At 62.6% G+C, this 16,475-nt stretch carries 15 protein-coding genes and 1 tRNA gene; 6 read left to right on the top strand and 10 right to left on the bottom strand.

Annotated features, from left to right (window positions below):
- Both IPQ13_13670 and IPQ13_13665 read right to left on the bottom strand, forming a co-directional pair.
- Window positions 1-912, bottom strand: coding sequence for a sugar kinase (locus IPQ13_13670; protein MBL0211939.1), 912 nt, complete (start codon window positions 910-912; stop codon window positions 1-3).
- 93 nt (window positions 913-1,005) lie between these two features.
- Entirely contained in the window at window positions 1,006-1,644 is a 639-nt protein-coding gene (locus tag IPQ13_13665; protein MBL0211938.1) for a Smr/MutS family protein, read from the bottom strand.
- Between the two features lie 445 nt (window positions 1,645-2,089).
- Here IPQ13_13665 and IPQ13_13660 point away from each other — a divergent pair, with 445 nt between their 5' ends.
- The gene (locus tag IPQ13_13660; GenBank protein ID MBL0211937.1) at window positions 2,090-2,737 is read left to right on the top strand and encodes a hypothetical protein; all 648 of its coding nucleotides are present in this window, start codon (window positions 2,090-2,092) and stop codon (window positions 2,735-2,737) included.
- A 43-nt stretch (window positions 2,738-2,780) separates the two neighbouring features.
- Here the strand turns inward: IPQ13_13660 and IPQ13_13655 are convergent, their stop codons facing one another.
- From IPQ13_13655 to pyrF, 5 genes are read right to left on the bottom strand one after another with little or no spacing between them, the layout of a single operon-like run.
- The gene (locus tag IPQ13_13655; protein ID MBL0211936.1) at window positions 2,781-3,644 is read right to left on the bottom strand and encodes a hypothetical protein; all 864 of its coding nucleotides are present in this window, start codon (window positions 3,642-3,644) and stop codon (window positions 2,781-2,783) included.
- Between the two features lie 4 nt (window positions 3,645-3,648).
- Complete coding sequence (locus IPQ13_13650; GenBank protein MBL0211935.1) at window positions 3,649-4,527, bottom strand: hypothetical protein; 879 nt, start codon at window positions 4,525-4,527, stop codon at window positions 3,649-3,651.
- A 22-nt stretch (window positions 4,528-4,549) separates the two neighbouring features.
- Entirely contained in the window at window positions 4,550-5,074 is a 525-nt protein-coding gene (locus tag IPQ13_13645; GenBank protein MBL0211934.1) for a hypothetical protein, read from the bottom strand.
- 10 nt (window positions 5,075-5,084) lie between these two features.
- Window positions 5,085-5,633 carry a hypothetical protein gene (locus IPQ13_13640; protein ID MBL0211933.1) on the bottom strand — a complete coding sequence of 183 codons (549 nt, stop codon included), beginning with the start codon at window positions 5,631-5,633 and terminating at the stop codon, window positions 5,085-5,087.
- On the bottom strand, window positions 5,630-6,346 hold the full coding sequence (gene pyrF / locus IPQ13_13635) for an orotidine-5'-phosphate decarboxylase (GenBank protein MBL0211932.1): 717 nt from the start codon (window positions 6,344-6,346) through the stop codon (window positions 5,630-5,632). The genes IPQ13_13640 and pyrF overlap by 4 nt, the downstream gene beginning before the upstream one ends.
- A gap of 78 nt (window positions 6,347-6,424) precedes the next feature.
- Between pyrF and IPQ13_13630 the strand changes: the two genes are divergently transcribed.
- Entirely contained in the window at window positions 6,425-7,411 is a 987-nt protein-coding gene (locus IPQ13_13630) for a hypothetical protein (protein MBL0211931.1), read from the top strand.
- Here IPQ13_13630 and IPQ13_13625 read toward each other — a convergent pair.
- Complete coding sequence (locus IPQ13_13625) at window positions 7,408-9,363, bottom strand: M1 family metallopeptidase (protein MBL0211930.1); 1,956 nt, start codon at window positions 9,361-9,363, stop codon at window positions 7,408-7,410. The two genes, IPQ13_13630 and IPQ13_13625, sit on opposite strands and share 4 nt — an antisense overlap.
- Window positions 9,364-9,496: 133 nt before the next feature.
- On the opposite strand from IPQ13_13625, the gene IPQ13_13620 reads away from it, so the two are divergent.
- Window positions 9,497-9,573 (top strand) — tRNA-Met (locus IPQ13_13620).
- 1,739 nt (window positions 9,574-11,312) lie between these two features.
- A complete protein-coding gene (locus IPQ13_13615; protein MBL0211929.1) occupies window positions 11,313-12,107 on the top strand; it encodes a hypothetical protein in 795 nt (264 codons plus the stop codon).
- Window positions 12,108-12,172: 65 nt separating this feature from the next.
- Here the strand turns inward: IPQ13_13615 and IPQ13_13610 are convergent, their stop codons facing one another.
- Window positions 12,173-13,117, bottom strand: a complete 945-nt coding sequence (locus IPQ13_13610) for a helix-turn-helix transcriptional regulator (GenBank protein ID MBL0211928.1) — start codon at window positions 13,115-13,117, stop codon at window positions 12,173-12,175.
- A 136-nt stretch (window positions 13,118-13,253) separates the two neighbouring features.
- Window positions 13,254-13,925, bottom strand: a complete 672-nt coding sequence (locus IPQ13_13605) for a CAP domain-containing protein (GenBank protein MBL0211927.1) — start codon at window positions 13,923-13,925, stop codon at window positions 13,254-13,256.
- 131 nt (window positions 13,926-14,056) lie between these two features.
- Here IPQ13_13605 and IPQ13_13600 point away from each other — a divergent pair, with 131 nt between their 5' ends.
- Window positions 14,057-14,929, top strand: a complete 873-nt coding sequence (locus IPQ13_13600; GenBank protein MBL0211926.1) for a radical SAM protein — start codon at window positions 14,057-14,059, stop codon at window positions 14,927-14,929.
- A 239-nt stretch (window positions 14,930-15,168) separates the two neighbouring features.
- Window positions 15,169-16,383: an MdtA/MuxA family multidrug efflux RND transporter periplasmic adaptor subunit gene (locus tag IPQ13_13595; GenBank protein MBL0211925.1), complete on the top strand. Its 1,215-nt coding sequence runs from the start codon at window positions 15,169-15,171 to the stop codon at window positions 16,381-16,383.
- Window positions 16,384-16,475: the final 92 nt, after the last annotated feature.

The following is a 16,475-nucleotide window of genomic DNA, read 5'->3' as shown; positions in this document are numbered from 1 at the left end:
TTATAGATCGTCCAATCGAATCATGTCGGAAAAAGCTTTTGACCTGTCGTCCAGGTCCTTTTTTTGGACCGTTTCCAGACGGCCGGTCCCAAATTGCTCCACGGTGAAACTGGCCATGACGGTACCGGTGAGAACCGCGTGTTTCAGGGCTGGAAGGTCCATTCTGCCGAGTTGGGCGAGTTTCCCAAGAAATCCGCCCGCAAAAGTATCCCCCGCGCCGGTGGGATCCTGAATGTCCTCGAGCGGGTAGGCAGGAGCCGAAAAAACACAGTCTTCGGTCATGAGCACAGAACCGTATTCGCCCCGTTTGATGACCAGGATCTTCGGCCCGAAACTCAGGACCCGCCGATAGGCCTTCAACAGATTGTGTTCGAGCGTCAATTCGCGGACCTCCATCTCATTCACTAGCAAGATATCTACCTCTTTGAGGACTTCCGCCAATTCCTTGCGGGAACCCCGGATCCAATAATTCATGGTGTCGAGGGCCACCCACCGGGGCCGTTCCACCATCTGGTGGACCACATCCAGTTGAAGACTGGGTTCTATATTTCCAAGAAACAGATACGGGGATTCCCTGAAGGACGGCGGCAACTGGGGATGGAATTCAGCGAATACGTTGAGTTGCGTATCCAGGGTCGTAGCCTCATTCAATTCATCGCCATAGGAGCCCTTCCAGCGGAAACTACGGCCCGGCGTCTGTTCCAACCCGGCCAAGTCGATGGAACGGCCTTCGAATACCGCCCGGTGGCTGGGCGAGAAATCCGTTCCCACCACCGCCACCAATTGCGTCGAGGTGAATAGGCTGGCGCTCAGGGTGAAGTAAGTCGCGGATCCCCCCAGCAGGTTTTTCCTGCTCCCCGCTGGAGTTTCAAGATCATCAAAAGCAACACTTCCAACAGCCAACAGGCTCATCGCAGCTCCACACAGGTCTGAATGGGGATCAGTATTCCGCTTCCAGAACCGTCTCAAAATACCTTCGCATTCCTGGTGTTTTGGCACGGTCCCTTAGGCCGATCCGCCATTATCAAGGTCCGGGTTGTTTGGTCGCAATGGCTTATGCGGAGGGTCGGAAGCCTGGCTCAAATAGAGGATCCAGGCCTGGGCTCCACCCATGGGGATCGGGGCCTGGGCATAGCGGCTGATGAATTGGGCCTGGGGAGTGGTCAGGAAAGCCAGGAACCCTTGTTTGAGCGCCTCGTTGGGCCCGAGCATCACCAGCAGGGTCCGCCAGCGCAGGGCCAGACCGTCGCGGATGCGCTCCTTGAGCCGTTCTTTCGCATCGTTCAGGCTGTGCCGCCGGAGATCCAGCGTCCCGTCCACCTCGATGGCCATGCCGGCGGCGAGATGGATGAGGATCGGGGCCGACCGGGGGTGGGGCTCCTCCGGGGCCACAAAGGCGTTGCCGGGATCGCCATCCCCAGGTTTGGGAGCAGGCGGCTGGGGTTCTTCGAGGGGTGGCTGGGCTGCCGGGGAGCGAGTCTGGCTCTCCTGAGGCAGGGGCGGGTCCGCCACGGCCGGCACCGGATCCGCGGGCCGAACCGGGGCCGAAATCACCGGATTTCCGGCAAAAGGACGCAGGCCCTTCAGGTCTCCGATGGCCTGGTTGAAATCGCTGCCCGATGCCTCGATGGCGGGGGATTTCATCGTCTTGTTCGAAGCAGCGGACAAACCTGGGTCGGGAGCGGAGCCGGAGCCCGTCCCTGGGCCCGGAAGGCTTGGAACGGGGGGCGCCGGGGGCACCGCGACTCCGCCCATCGCTTGCAGGAACAGCAGATCCGCATCTTCAAGCGATTGGCTCGAAGGGAGCGGCGGAGGCGGTTTGGGCGGGGGACCGACAGGTCCCGGATCCGGCTTCAATTGGTGTTTTAGCTGTGCTAAATCCTGTTTCCAGACCATTTTTTCATCTCGCTTTGGGTCCAGTTTAATCCACAAGCTGACCCTCGGCACGTTTCAATGCCGTTGCATCCACGCAACGGCCCGCGGCAAAAAGTGCCATAGAACACGCAGAGAAGGATTGCTTAAATATTGTCGTTAATTATTTTAATATTTATTGGCATGGCCCTGGCTATGCACAGAGAAGGAGGTAACCATGCGAATTTTGAGACTTTCCGCCTTGGCACTTGTCCTCGGCTCCACCTCGGGCCTCATGGCCCAGGATCCCCACCTGGGATTCGGCATCAACCTGGGGTTCCCGACGGGGGATTTCAGGAGCAAGACCTACCCCCCCAACGCGGAGGTCCAGGCGGAGCAGACCGATGGCCATGACGTTGGAATCGGCGGGCAGATGACCATCAGCTTTCCCGTCGATCCGACCTTCGCCATCCGGATGAATTTCAACATCATGTCCACCAACGGCACCAACACCGCCGCTGGGTACAACGATCTGACGCTGAAACACGAACTGTTCGGGATCGGCGGGGACATGCAGTTCTTCCTCAACGGCGGGGCGCTGAGGCACCGGGGCACCTACCTGCTCCTAGGGGCCTCGGCGGACTTCGAACGCTTCGACCGCAGCGAGGGCTCCAACTGGGACTGGTGGAGCGACACGCCGACCGACACCACCCGCAAGAGCCGCCTGGCCGGAACCGCGGGCATCGGACACAGCTTCGGCTATGGCGGCGGCACCCGGTTCAGCCTGGAAGTGACCTTCCACAAGACCCTGACCGGCAACGACATCATGAAAAAAGAGCCGCCCTCGGCGGACTTCATGAAAGTCAGCTTCGGTTGGGTGTTCTAGAATTTCATGCCCTAAAAAAAGCCCCGCATCCGCGGGGCTTTTTTCATGCTGATTTCTTTTTCCGCCGCTTGGGTGCCGGCACGGGTTTGTCCTGGTTCTCGGGCGGGTCCTCGATGCCCATCAACCCGTTCACGAATCGCTGGCAGTCTTCGTTGGAGGCATCCAGCTTCCGGAGGCGCCGCCCGTAGGACAACCGGTCGAAGCGCGGTTTCGCATCATCGGATTTCACCTGCTCCAGCTTGTCCGCCACGAACTTGCCCACGGAACCGGCCTGGGCGATCTCCAGTTTCTCCTTGGCGATGAACCCGTTCCATTCCGCCGCGGATTTATCGAACAGCAGCTTGTCTTCGCCAAGCCGGGAAAGAATCCCTTCAATCGTCCGGAGCGAAGTTTCGCTGTGCTGGATGGCTTTCTTCCGCTCCTCCAAAGCGACCTTGAGCTGCTGGCGGGTCTTGAGCTGGGCTTCGGTCATCCCCGCCTGGGCTTCCAGTCCCTTGAGGCGCTGCTCCTGGTCCGCTATCTCCTTTTTCCACTGCGCCAGTCGCTCCTCATGCTGCTTCTGGATGGGATCCAGCGTCGCATGGGCCCGGCTGGCGTTTTCGGCGGCCGATTTCCCGGCCGCCTGCAGCATGGCCAGAGCCACCTCCCATTCCCCCTCGAGGACGCAGGCCTTGGCTCCGAAATTCCGCACCGAGGTGAGCGCGTACATCTCGTTGTAGTCCGAAGCGTTCACGGACTGGGCTTCCTTCTGGAGCAGCGCATCCACCGCCTGGCGCACCGGCGCGGCATCGCCCCGTTCCAAGGCCGCTTCCCATTGGGGCCGCAGCGTCACGAGGCGATCCGTCAAGGTCTGGGAAAAGGCCGGCAGGACTGCCAGCGCCATCACCGCCGGGGCAAAGCGTTTCATGGACTCAGTTTCCCTTCTTTTTCTTGCTCTTGGCGGGGGCCTTCTTCACGGGTTCCGCAGGCGCTTTGCCAAGCAGCACATCCAATTGCTTCATGGATTTCTTGTTGGCCGGATCCAGGAACAGGAGGCGGTTCACGAAACTGATCTTGTCCGCCTTGGAAGTCCGGGTGTCCAGGTTCGTCGGGTTCATCACCGCGTTCACATACTTGATCTTGTCGCCCTTGAACTGGGGGGAATCGATCTGGTCCTTCTCCGCCTTGATGCTCTTCTCGATGCCGCTGATGGGTCCGTCGAAATGCTCTGCATCCTCCTTCAATCCGTCCAGGATGCCCTGGAGCTGGACGACCGCCGTGGGGCCCTTCCTCACGTTGTCTTCATGGGTCTTGAAGTTCTTCAATTCCACTTCCTCGGACTCGCTGCGTGCGGCCTTTTCCTGCAGTTCCTTCCGGCGGGCCGCCCCTTCTTCGAGGTAGGTCTTGCCGGTGCTCTCGGCCTTCTTCCACATCTCCATGGCCGGCGCCAGGGCCTCGGTGGTGCCGATGGAGTTTTCCTTGGCGATTTCCTTGGCCGTGTTGAAGTATCCGACAGCCTTGTTCCAATCACCGACCATCACCGCGGCCTTTCCGGCCAGGGTGTAGACGCTCATCAACGCGCCGAATTCCGAGGAGCTGGCGATGCCCTTGGCCGGGGAGGATTTATCGAATGCCGGCTTATTGACGGGAATCAGGGCCTCGGCCTTGGCGAGGGCCTGTTTGCTGTCGAAGTCGGCCATCAATTGGTTGATGGCGGGACTCTCCGCCTTGAACCGCTGCGCCAGGGTCGGTGCCGGATCCTGGGCTGCGGCGGCGGAAACCAGAGCTGGGATGAGAAAAATCGCCTTCATTCGAATCTCCTAGTTGAACCCACTAGCGTACACGGGAAAAGGCTCCAGGATCAGGGTTCAGACGATTCCAAGCCAGGGAACAGGAAAGCGTGACCACGCGGTGGTTGATCAGCAATCCGCTCTCAATATCCTCGCGCAAATCATAGAAAAAATATCGGGGAGTTTGGCCGGGCGCGGCAAACCGCACGACCAGCGCTTCCGTGGTGGCGCCGGGAATCGTGGCATGGACCCAGCGCCGGCGGGCGATGGACACCGGAACATCCGGAAGCAGGGTCTGGTTGGAACCCGGAAGGTCCGGCGCAGCCTTCAGCAGGGTTTCCGGATCGGTTTTCCGGAGGGTTTGGATCGGCCCGGCCCACAGCCGGAGCTGCGTGCCGGGCGGGAGATCCCCCACCGCCAGGGTGAGCCTGACCTTGGCCTGATCCACGGAGCTGGGTTTCCCCCAGAGGAAGAGCGCCCCCCCGGAGAGGCCGAGCAACAGCACCCAAAGGCCGTAGAACCACCGCCGGCGCCTGTGCACTCCGGATTCGCCGAATTCAGGAAACATTCCAGTCCTTTCAATCCCTGAAAGAGATATTGGGGCTTCGATCAAGAATCAAGTTCACCAGGCGCTCGATCTCATCCACGACCAGGAAGCGGATCGGGGAGGGCGGATCGAGGGATGCCCCCTCCGGGTCCCTGCCATGGCCCAGGATCACGAACAGCGGTCCGGAACGCCTCAGGGTGCCGACCTGCTTCCAGGAGATGCGCCCGGCCCCGAGCCACCGCGCGAACCGCCTCGGCAGGAAGGCCAGTTCCACGGCGATGCCGAGCTCATCCACGAACACCTGGGTGCCTTCGATGAGCACCAGCGCCAGGATGGAGGCCAGCAGCAGGATGCCGGCCACCAGCACCGCCGCGATCGCCAGGGTCATGAGCAGCCAGGCCATCCACGGATCGTCCCCCACCGCCCGGGCCTCGACGATCACCTTGTGCAGGATCGGCATCTGCTCCAGCAGCGAAGCCAGGGCCCGCGCGCCCACCAACCAGGACCCCGCGCAGAGCAGCAGGGCCAGTGTGCGTTGCAGCGGGCTGGGCCGGAAGACCAGCGGGGTGGCCGTGCTCAAAGGGCCTCCTCCATTTCCCCTAGGATCGCCAGGGCAGCCGCGGCCGGGTCCTTCGCCTGGGTGATCGGCCGGCCCACCACCAGCCAGGTCGCGCCGTTCCTCAGGGCCTGGGCGGGGTCCATCACCCGGGCCTGGTCCAGGGCCTGTTCACCGCGGGGACGGATGCCCGGCGTCAGGCGGTGGAAGGATTCACCGCAGGCCTCCCTCACGGCCCCGGCTTCCTTGGCTGAACAGACCACGCCATCGCAGCCGCATGCCTTCGCTAGTTTCGCCAGGTGGAGCGCGAGGTCCCCGGGGTCCTCCAGGGAACCCATCCGGACCAGGGCCTCCCGGTCCAGGCTCGTGAGGACCGTCACCGCCAGCAGTTCCGTCCGCCCTCCGGCGGCGCGGTGGACCCGCACCGCTTCCACAGCGCTCTCCATCATCTGGGCGCCCCCCGAAGCATGGATGTTCACCAGGCGCGGATCCAGCACCAGCACCGCCTCCAGGGCGCGCCGGACGGTGTTGGGAATGTCGTGGAATTTCAGATCCAGAAAGATTGGCGCGTAAGCCTGCAACTCTTTCACGAAGGCCGGGCCCTCGGCGCAGAAAAGTTCCAGGCCCACCTTGAGCATGCCCACCTTGCCTTCCAGCCGCCGCGCCATCGCAAGCGCCTCCCGCGCTGATGGCAGATCCAAGGCCACCACCAAACGCTCTCGGCTCGAACTCTGCATCTGGCACTCCCGGATCGAATAACATTCTCCCAGAAAGCTTCCGCCGCGCGACTCCGCCCATTCTGATACAGGCTCCCGATGATCCCCTTCCCTTTCCCCCCGCCGGTGATCCAAGCGCCCAGCCGCGTGCTGCCTCTGAACGAGGCCGTGGAACAGGTGCTGCAGGATTTCGATGCCGAGGATCCGGCTGTCCCCTTGCGCGATCCGGCCGTCCGGCGCGCGGACCGGCCTTCGCTCCAGTGGCTCCGCGCCGCGGCCCTGTCAGACCTTCCCCGCAACCCGTTCCGCAAGGGCACGCGCTCCTCCGCGGAAGCGGAAATCCTGCTGGCGCTGCTGAATTCCGATCGGTCCCAAGCAGGGACCGTCGACCCGCTGCTGCAGAAGCTCAAGATCCAGGAGCCGGGTACCGCCATGGCGCTCTGGCGGTGGGCGAGGCGCCAGGAGCGGCTCCAGCCATGGAATCCCGCGACACGGCGGTCGTGGGAGGACAAGCTCCTGGCCAAGGGGGTGCCCTCGATGCTGAACGGCTATGCCCTGCGACACGCCCTTTGCTGGGCCCTGGCCGAGCAGGATGAAGCGCGCTTCGCGGCCCTGAAAGCGGCCTGGGCGCAGGAATCCCCCTCGCTTTTCGCATCCTTCCAAGGCCTGTTCGGCTGGTTCGGCGCAATATCTCCGGAGCTGCGGCTGTGGCGGCTGCCTGGCCTGGAATACCAGGACCGGCGCCTGGACCTGCTGCTTGCCGCCGACGGGAGCAGGACGCGGCGCATCTGGATCTCACCCGATATCGGCTCCTGGCAGCACCTGCCCGCGGGCACGGCCTGGATCGTGCCCAGCGCCACGGCCACCAACAGATCCAACGAGACCAGCCTGAACCCAGCCGAGCAGGCGAGCGGAACCTCGCTCTCGGCGACCTTGACCATCGCTCAGCGCCAGGCCTACTTCGCGCCTAGCCGCACGGACTTCGAAACGTTGGGCCTGGTCTTCTTCCCGATCCTCATCGAACTGGACCCGAAGGGCGCCATCCAGGGCATCCGCATGGGCGACGCAGCGCCGCCAAAGCCCTAGCCGATCCCGCAGCCCTGCAGCAGGCCCGTGATGGTTCCCCAGACCATTTGGCTCCAATAGTGGAATCCACGCCGGGCGGGCTTGGCGGTGTAGGTGGCGTGGAGGCGGTCCTTCAGGATCGGGTAGTTGCCATCTGGATCCAGCACCGCGGAGGCGATGGGGCTGTCGATGCCGTCGGATTCATCGAAGGTCTTCCAGCGCTCCTTGCCATCCCACACGAGGTTCAGTTCCTTCTTGTTCTCCAGCCAGATCCGCAGCTTGAGGGGCCGGACCAGGCTGCCCCGCCTCGTCAAGGTGATGAATCCCCGGTGGCCCAGGGAGGTGGGCTGGGGCGGCGAAAACACGGGCCCCTTGGGGCCGTCCATCCATCCTCCGGCGGTGATTTCCACCTTGCCCACTTTCGAGATCGCGTAATCCAGGGTGTCCGTGCCCTCCACAAAGTCATGCCAGAACTGGGCCAGGTCCCGGCCGGAGACCCGTTCGGCGATGCGCCGGAAATCCTCGCGGGTGGGATGCTTGAATCGCATCTCCGTGGCGTAGGCGCGCATCACCTCCTCCATGAGCGGGCGCCCCAGTTGCGCTTCCAATTGCTTCAGGATCTGGGTGGCCTTCGAGTAGGCGGTGGTGCCGTAGCTCTCCCAATCCCGGTCCTTGTAGCCGGGCTGGACGAGGGGATCCACCGAGGGAGCCCTCCAATAGCCGCCCCACTCCAGGAAATCCGCCGGCACATGGAAACGGCGGCTGCCGAACAGCGATTGATAGCGGTGTTCCGTGGCCTTGTAGGTGAACCAGCTCGTGAACCCTTCATCCATCCAGGGTTCCTCGAATTCGTTGGAGGCCAGCATCCCGTAGAAATACTGGTGGCCGAACTCATGGATGCTGACCGTCTCCGGAAGGATCCGCTGCCGGAAAGGATCGAAGGTGACCGAGCTGGCGGTGATGAAGGTCGGGTACTCCATGCCGTCGGCGCCGCTCGCGCCCTCCGGCGTGTCGACCACCGTGAGCGTCGGGTAGGGATAGCTGAAGTACCAGTCTTCGGAAAGCCGCAAGGCTGCCTCCACGGCCTCCTTCTGTCGCTTCAGGGTGTTCAGGTGGTTTGGCTGGAAGAAGTAGAACACCTGCACCTTCCGGTAGTCCTTCCGCTCCACGGCCCAACTGCCCTTCGGCATCACGGCCCAGGCGAAGTCATGCACATCCTCGGCGTGGAGCTTCCAGATGTTGTGGAGCTTGCGGTCCGGATCGGGCCGCGCATCGAAGGCCTTGCCGTTGGGATCCACGTATGGAATGGCGGTGCCGGTGTGCGCGAGCCTGAGCAGGTTCGGCATGGACAGTTCCACATCGTAGGTTCCGAAATCCGAGAAGAACTCGGTGAAGGCATGGTAGGCCTCGCAGCTCCACTGCTCGCCCTGGTAGACGCCCACCTTGGGGAACCACTGCCCCGACATGAGGAAATGCCCCGCCCACCCGCTCCGGGCGAAGACCCGCGGGTAGCGGTTCTCCCAGGCGACTTCCACCTCGATGCTTTCGCCCGGCTGCACCTCGCGGGGCAGCTTCACCCAGTAGACGGTCTCGTCCTTGCCGTAGTGGCCCTGGAGATCGCGCCCCTCCATGCGCACCGAACGCAGTTTGCAATAGCCCCAGGATTGCTGTTCGTCCTGGGAGCGCAGCGTGTCGCCCCGCAGTTTCCCGCCGCTCTCTTTCACGAAAAGGCTCTGGGGCCCCTTGAAAGCGTTCAGGTAGAGGTGAAGCGGGAAGTCCCGGGTCGCCTTGGTTCCCGCATTCCGCCAGGAGATCACTTCCTTCGCTTCAAGGGTCTTCTCCGGCCAGTTCAGCGTGCCTTCGATGCGGTAGTTCGCGATGCGCGGCGACAAGGGCTGATCGAACCATTTGTCCGGAGTCCACGCGGAAAGCGGGGCCCAAGCCGTACAGATCAGCAGCAGCAATCGGCGCATGAAAACTCCGGAATCCAACCAAGCCATCGCACCAATCTAGCGCAACCGCCCGAAGTCAGCGTCCCACTCTTCATCCATCCCCCAATGTCCCGCCTTGCCTAATCCCACGCGGCTGATACACTGATCATTCCGGCGCGGGGTGGAGCAGTCCGGTAGCTCGTTGGGCTCATAACCCAAAGGTCGCAGGTTCAAATCCTGCCCCCGCTACCAACACAGGACCCGGTGATCGCCGGGTCCTTTCCTTTTCCCAGCAACCGAAAACGTCTCGGCAGGATTTGAACCTGCGATCGAGATGGCGCGCAGGTAGGGGAAGGCGAAGGGCGCGCGAGCGACCGCAGCCGGTCCGCGGAGCGGATCCCCGTGCGCAGCCAGCCCGCGGGTTTTGCCAGAAGGCAAAACCAGGTTCAAATCCCACTGCTTCATTGGCCCAAAAAAGGAGCCTGTCCTTAGCTAGCCCGCCGAAAATTTCCATGGCAGGATTTGGACCTGCGATCGGGATGGCGCGCAGTTAGGGGAAGGCGTAGGGCGCGCGAGCGACCGCAGCCGGTCCGCGCAGCGGATCCCCGTGCGCAGCCAGCCCGCGGGTTTTGCCAGAAGGGCAAAACCAGGTTCAAATCCTGCCCCCGCTACCAATCAAAGGGCCCAGTGATCGCTGGGTCCTTCGTTTTTCCGTGCCGCCGAAAAAGTCCATGGCAGGATTTGGACCTGCGATCGGGATGGCGCGCAGGTAGGGGAAGGCGAAGGGCGCGCGAGCGACCGCAGCCGGTCCGCGCAGCGGATCCCCGTGCGCAGCCAGCCCGCGGGTTTTGCCAGAAGGGCAAAACCAGGTTCAAATCCCGATGTTCCCCCGCTACCAACAAAGGACCCGGTGATCGCCGGGTCCTTCCTATTCTCCGCGAGCCCGAAAACGTCAGGGCAGGATTTGAACCCCCCCCGGGCCGCCGGGGGGGGCGCCCGGGGGGCCCCCCCCCCCCGGCCCCGGGCGGGCGGGGCGCGCCTGCGTCGCGATGGCGCGCATGGGAAGGCGTAGGGCGCGGGAGCGACCGCAGCCGGTCCGCGAAGCGGATCCCCGTGCGCAGCCAGCCCGCGGGTTTTGCCAGAAGGGCAAAACCAGGTTCAAATCCTGCCCCCGCTACCAATCAAAAAAGCCGACTGTAAGTCTGACTCCAATCAAGACTCGAACGATTGCCTATTGGGTTAAGTGAATCCGAAGTCCAATATCGTCCTCGGGGGACCACTGGAGGTTCCATATTGCAATGCCCTTGGAGAACAAGATGAGAAGGAAAATTCTCCCCTCCTTTATCTGCCTCCTGGCCGCAACCGAACTTCTCGGATTCGGTTCCGGGCCACCCAAGCAGGGCGCGCCCGAAAAAAAGGCGACTTCGCAGAACCTGAAATACTACGATGACCTTTCCGGCGTGGAAGGACGAATACCGCAAGCCGTTGTCGCGGCCGTCACGATTCCCGCCAACCCGGATGGACTCCCCGTCACGGCGAAGGCGCTTCCGCTAGACAGCATCAAGGTCTATCAAAAGGACAGCACCTATTCCTGGAGAACCAGCGGGGAGATCCTGAAGGAGCTCGGATCTCTCAAAGATACGATTGCGTTGGTGTGCACCTACAGCTACGCACCCAACGAAAAGATCGTGCTACCCAGGCTTTCCGGGTGTACCTACCTACCCAGGGTTGTTCGGCGGTGGCAAGCGGAAGGCATAAGCCCCTTCGCTTTCGCCTTGAGCGGATTCCAGAACTTGAATCAGGGCATCTACGCCCAGTCCAGCCGGACGGCGGGGATGGAAGGATTCGTCGGCGCGTCAGGGACGGGACAAGTGGCTTACATCTGGCTGCTCCCGAATCTGGTGGCAGGTTACGAAATCGCATTTCCCCTGGATTTCTCAAGCGGCAAAGATAAGACCGTGCGGAAGGTGGGCCTTCGGTTGGAGATGCCCGTGGTCACCGACCCGGCTCTGTTGGAAAAGATCGCCTTGGGTGAAAAAGCCGCTGAACACGACTGGACTCTGAAACGCCGGGCCGAAATCAAGAACATCACCGATGAAACCGCGCTGTCGGAACTTGTGGCTTCGGAGAAGAACCCGCTCTTGCAGACCGCCGCCGCTGACAGGCTTGCCGATTTGCGGGACACCGCCGCCAGAAATCTCGCCGCCTCCCGCGCAGATGCCGTGGGCAAAATTACGGATCAGGCCCTTTTACTGAAGATCGCCTGGGAGGACGAAGAACCCGTGGTGCGCCGCGCTGCCGTCGAGAACCTTACCGACCAGGCGGCGCTGGCGAAGATCGCCTTCGAAAACTCCGCGGTGCCTGCTCGGATCGCCGCGGCCGCGAGGCTGACCGACCAGGCCCAGCTCGCGAAGATCGTCATCGAGGACAAGGAATGGGGGGTTCGCTATGCGGCCATCAGGGGAATTCGCGATCAGGGCCTTCTGGTCACCATCGCCGAACGGACTGGATTCACACCCGCGATCGAGCGGTTGACGGATCAGGCCGTGCTCGCCCGCATCGCCCTAGGCCATCCGAACATGGTGCCCCGCGAGGCGGCCGTCCGAACCCTCACCGACCAGTCGGTTCTGGCGAAAATCGTTGTAGAGGAGCGCTGGTGGCCGCTCCGTAAGCTGGCCATGATGAAACTCACGGATTTGGCGCTGCTGGAAAAAATCGCCGAAGGGAATGAGAACTGGGAGGTGAAAGATTTTGCCAGGGCGCGCCTCCGCCAGCTTCGGCGATGATGCCCTCGTCGAGGTTGAGGGTCTTGGTTTGGGAAATTTGGGTTTCGAAAGGGATTCCACACTTGTCAGTCCCAATCCATCTCGACCTGCTTCGGCATGAGGTGGCCTTCGATCACCGTTGGAACCGCATCGGGAGTTTGGGCTTTGCCGGGTCGATGCGCCAGGGCCCGCGCTTTCCTTGTAGTGACACTCCGAAGGCGCGGTTCGGGCGACATGGGAGATCCCGAACCGGCGGCACGGCTCGCTTTCAGCGCGGTGATGAAATCATCCGGCTGGAGGGCGGTCGCGATGCCCCAGCGGCGGGAGATGGCGGACATTGATTTCTGGACTTCACTGAGTCTTTTCTCATCGAGGATCCCTGCATCCACGAGGTCCAGCGCCTCATCGGCATTCATCTGCGGCCAGTTGAAGGGCGAATTCCCCAAGGAGGCGCTGAGGATCAATTCCGCCCTCCGGTAGAAGCTCGACGCGGTGTGAGGAGGTCCACCGGACAACTCCTGCCGCAGGGCCGCAAGGGTGTTCTCGAGTAGCCATGCCAAGCGCCGTTCCAGACCGTATTCACGGAATTGGGCACTGAGCTTGTGCAGGTTGATGCAGTCGATGTTGCGGACCAGGACCGGTGCGAGCGAAGTGATGAGATCAGGCGACTCCACGCCGAGCAGCGCCTCCTTGACCACGTCTCCAGCTTCTTCAAGGCGCTCGCTTGGGAGGACATCCGGGAGTTCCTGAAGGTGGGCCGCCCCGAGGCGCGCCAACGCATTCCCGATCCCGGAGCCGGCTCCGCTCTGCTTTGCCGCGAAATGGGAGATCGGGACATTGAAGAGCCGCAACATCTCCAGGAACTGCTCCGCGGTGAAAGACCCCTGCCCCCGCTCGATTTCAGAGAAGCGCCCTTGCGACAATCCCAGCTTTTTGGACAGCTCCGCCTGGGTCCAGTGCCGGCCCACCCGCAAGGCGCGGATCTTCTGGGCGATCTCGGATCTGGCTTGGTTCCGCGTCGCGATTTTCATATTGATATCCAAATAATAATATCTTATATATCAATAATTTAATTCTATAGATGGAAATGTCAAGGTTTACTTCGCTAGCCTGGAGATGAACCCGGCAGGGCCAACAGCGGGAGACACGTTGGCGCGGAGGAATCCCTCAGCGCCGCCCTCCTTCGGGTAGGATGGCCGCCGCGAAATCAATGACGCACATGTGGCGGTAGGTGCGGTGGGGGGCGATGGCCGCTCCAGCCACCTTGAGGTCGTGATTGAAGATGTTGCGGCGGTGGCCCCGGTTGGCCACCCCATCGTCCACGATGAGGTTGATGATGATGCGGCGGGCCTCGGAATCGCCGTAGTCGATGTTCTCCGCAATTCTGCCCGTCCAGCTTCCGTGACGTTCGATGCGCTGGGACATGGTGCTGCCATCGGAACCAACATGCCCCGTTTCCCCGGTGCGGCTCTGATCCCGGGCGTGGTCCCGGGCTGCGAGGAAAAGCGCCTCATCCCACGCCAAGGGGCCGACGGGAGTCGCAGACTCCAAAAAGGCGATGGCCTGGTCCAGGGCATGGACGCCCTCGATGGTGCGTTTGGGGATGCGGCCGGGCTCCCTGAAGAGGGCGCCTTCGTAGCAGCCTCGGAGCTGATGTAGAAAGACCGCGAAATGTTTCGGGTGGGTGCGGGCCAAGGTCATTTCCGCGATCACCTGCCGTTCCATCTCCGTGGATGCGCTGGCTGTCCTCGGAGCCGAGGAGGCCTTGACGCTCTGACCTTCCAGCCCAGGCAGCCCCATGGCCAATGCCAGCATCCATACCCAATGCGAAGCACGCATGCCCTCACCCCAGAAGGATCACGGGAGTCTACCATCGGGTCCCCAGACTCCAACCCGGGCGTGGACGAGGCGGGCATTGGCTTGAATGAATCATTGGCACTTAAGCTGGCGCGATACGCGAGAATTCCCTCATGCATTACGACGAACCCCTCTTCCGGCCTCCGAGCGAAGCCGGCTCATTCATCCTCCAGGCGACCCTCGGATGCTCCTGGAACGCTTGTACGTACTGCGCGATGTACCGGAGCAAGCGGTATGAGGCGAGACCGACCGAGGAGGTCCTCGCCGAAATCGCCGAAGCCAGCGCCCGGTTTGCGGAAGATGTGCGGCACGTCTTCGTTGCCGACGGCGATCCACTGGGCATGGGCCTCGGGCAGTGGGAACCCATCCTGCGCGCCCTGGGCTCCTCATTCCCCCGCCTCCGGCGCATCAGCACCTACGCCACGGCCCGCAACCTGCTGGAGAAAACGCCGGAGGAATTGCTGCGGTTGCGGAGCCTGGGGCTGTCGCTGCTCTACATCGGCCCCGAATCTGGCGACGACCTGACCCTCCGGCGCATCGCGAAGGGTGCCAGCGCGGCTGAACACGTCGAGGCCGCCCGCAAGGCCAAGGAAGCCGGAATGGAGCAGTCGCTGATCTTCCTGCTCGGCGCGGGCGGGCGGGAGCGGAGCGAAGAACATGCGCGCGCTTCCGGGCGCCTGGCCACGGCCATGGACCCCCGCTTCCTCTCGAGCCTGACGCTGACGGTGGTGCCTGGCACGCCCATCTCGAAGCTGGCGGATCAAGGCCGCTTCGAGCTTCCGGATATCCATGAATTGCTCACCGAGCTTCGCTGGTTCATTGAAGAAGCCCACCCCAGTGCCGCCATCTTCCGCTCCAACCACGCTTCGAACTACCTGCCCATCGGAGGCCGCCTCCCGCGGGACCGGGAGGCGATCCTCGCCGCCATCGACGCGGCCCTCGCAGGCCGTGTCCCCCTCCGGCCCGAATGGGCTCGGGGACTGTAGCTGCCGGCATTCTATTTCCCATCAGCGCTTGAATCGTTGTTTCATGCCGGCTCTGGCCCGGTGAATCAGCACAGGCGTGGGTCCCGTGGCCATTTCCGCCGGATCGGGCCGGCCCATGGACCGAATCATCCATAGATACCGGGTTCCCCGGCCTACCTCAAGCTACGATAGTTACTCCATGGTCCTCACTGCCGACCTTGTTCCATCACGTTGCATTCTCATCCAAAGGCACGATTCCCATGGACGCTTCGTTCCCCAATTCCACGCCGACCCTTGAGACTGGCCAGTCGAGCGCTCCCTTCCTGAAACGATGGCGGCTTTGGCTGTTGGTGGGGGGCGTAGCCGTGGTTTCCACAGTCATCCTCCTATCTCGTTCCACGAAGACTACCGCCGCCAGCGCCGCTACGGGGGCGGGCCGCGCGGTGCCTGTGGTGGCCGCCAAGGCCCGGAAGGGCGACATGGCCGTGAGCCTCACGGGACTTGGCACCGTCACCGCCTTGAATACCGTCACGGTCCGCAGCCGGGTGGACGGGCAGCTGGTCCAGGTTCACTTCACTGAAGGCCAGGCGGTGCGCCAAGGAGAGCTTCTCGCAGAGATCGATCCCCGGCCTTTCCAGGTCCAGCTCATGCAAGCCGAGGGACAGATGGCGAAGGACGAGGCCGCTTTCAAGAACGCCAGCATGGACCAGGAGCGGTTCCGCAGCCTGGTGCAGCAGGGCATCCTCCCAAAACAGCAATTGGATGCCCAAACCTCCACCGTGAACCAGGTGGAGGGCGCCCTGAAATCCGACAAGGCCCAGGTGGAGAGCGCCAAGCTCAACCTGACATTCAGCCGCATCACTGCTCCCATCTCGGGGCGCGTGGGCCTGAGGCTCGTAGATCCAGGCAACATGGTGCGCGCTTCGGATCCCACAGGCCTGGCGGTCATCGCCCCCATCCAGCCCATCAACATCGTCTTCACCATTCCGGCCGACAGCATCCAGAGAGTGATGGCGCAAAACCGCAAGGGAGTTCGTCTCCCAGTGGAGGCCTGGGACCGGGATCTAAAATCCCGGCTCGCTTCTGGTTCGCTTGCCGCCATCGACAACCAGGTGGACACCACGACAGGAACGGTAAAACTCAAAGCGCTCTTCGCCAACGAGGACGCAGCTCTCTTTCCCAACCAGTTCGTCAACGCGCGGCTGAAAGTGGACACGGTCCGCGACACCGTGATCATTCCCACCGCTGCGGTCCAGCGCAGCCCCCAAGGGGCCTTCGTCTATGTCATCAAGGCCGACAACACCGTGGAGATGAGGCCCATCGAAGTGCAGGGCACCGAAGGGGATGACACGGCGGTGAAGCGCGGCCTGGAAGCAGGTGAGTTGGTGGTGACCGACGGGCTTGAGAAGCTGAGGCCCGGCAGCAAGGTGAGCCTTCCGAAAGCAGAGGGCGTGGTTCCAGGAAAAGGCAAGTAGCCATGGCTTTCGGGGGGACTACCGTTCACGAGGGGCAGCCACGAAGGCACAGGAAGAGCATGAACGAAAGCCTTTGTGTCTTATTCGTGTCC

This window comes from Holophagaceae bacterium (assembly GCA_016720465.1).
In the GTDB taxonomy this organism is placed as follows: Bacteria; Acidobacteriota; Holophagae; order Holophagales; family Holophagaceae; genus JANXPB01.
This window is presented reverse-complemented; position numbering and strand designations above follow the sequence as displayed.

Excerpts from the sequence above, each read along its gene's own strand:
- IPQ13_13670 (MBL0211939.1), bottom strand. The coding sequence starts at position 912 with ATGAGCCTGTTGGCTGTTGGAAGTGTTGCTTTTGATGATCTTGAAACT.
- IPQ13_13665 (MBL0211938.1), bottom strand. The coding sequence starts at position 1,644 with ATGAAATCCCCCGCCATCGAGGCATCGGGCAGCGATTTCAACCAGGCC.
- IPQ13_13660 (MBL0211937.1), top strand. The coding sequence starts at position 2,090 with ATGCGAATTTTGAGACTTTCCGCCTTGGCACTTGTCCTCGGCTCCACC.
- IPQ13_13655 (MBL0211936.1), bottom strand. The coding sequence starts at position 3,644 with ATGAAACGCTTTGCCCCGGCGGTGATGGCGCTGGCAGTCCTGCCGGCC.
- IPQ13_13650 (MBL0211935.1), bottom strand. The coding sequence starts at position 4,527 with ATGAAGGCGATTTTTCTCATCCCAGCTCTGGTTTCCGCCGCCGCAGCC.
- IPQ13_13645 (MBL0211934.1), bottom strand. The coding sequence starts at position 5,074 with ATGTTTCCTGAATTCGGCGAATCCGGAGTGCACAGGCGCCGGCGGTGG.
- pyrF (MBL0211932.1), bottom strand. The coding sequence starts at position 6,346 with ATGCAGAGTTCGAGCCGAGAGCGTTTGGTGGTGGCCTTGGATCTGCCA.
- IPQ13_13630 (MBL0211931.1), top strand. The coding sequence starts at position 6,425 with ATGATCCCCTTCCCTTTCCCCCCGCCGGTGATCCAAGCGCCCAGCCGC.
- IPQ13_13625 (MBL0211930.1), bottom strand. The coding sequence starts at position 9,363 with ATGCGCCGATTGCTGCTGCTGATCTGTACGGCTTGGGCCCCGCTTTCC.
- IPQ13_13610 (MBL0211928.1), bottom strand. The coding sequence starts at position 13,117 with ATGAAAATCGCGACGCGGAACCAAGCCAGATCCGAGATCGCCCAGAAG.
- IPQ13_13605 (MBL0211927.1), bottom strand. The coding sequence starts at position 13,925 with ATGCGTGCTTCGCATTGGGTATGGATGCTGGCATTGGCCATGGGGCTG.
- IPQ13_13600 (MBL0211926.1), top strand. The coding sequence starts at position 14,057 with ATGCATTACGACGAACCCCTCTTCCGGCCTCCGAGCGAAGCCGGCTCA.
- IPQ13_13595 (MBL0211925.1), top strand. The coding sequence starts at position 15,169 with ATGGACGCTTCGTTCCCCAATTCCACGCCGACCCTTGAGACTGGCCAG.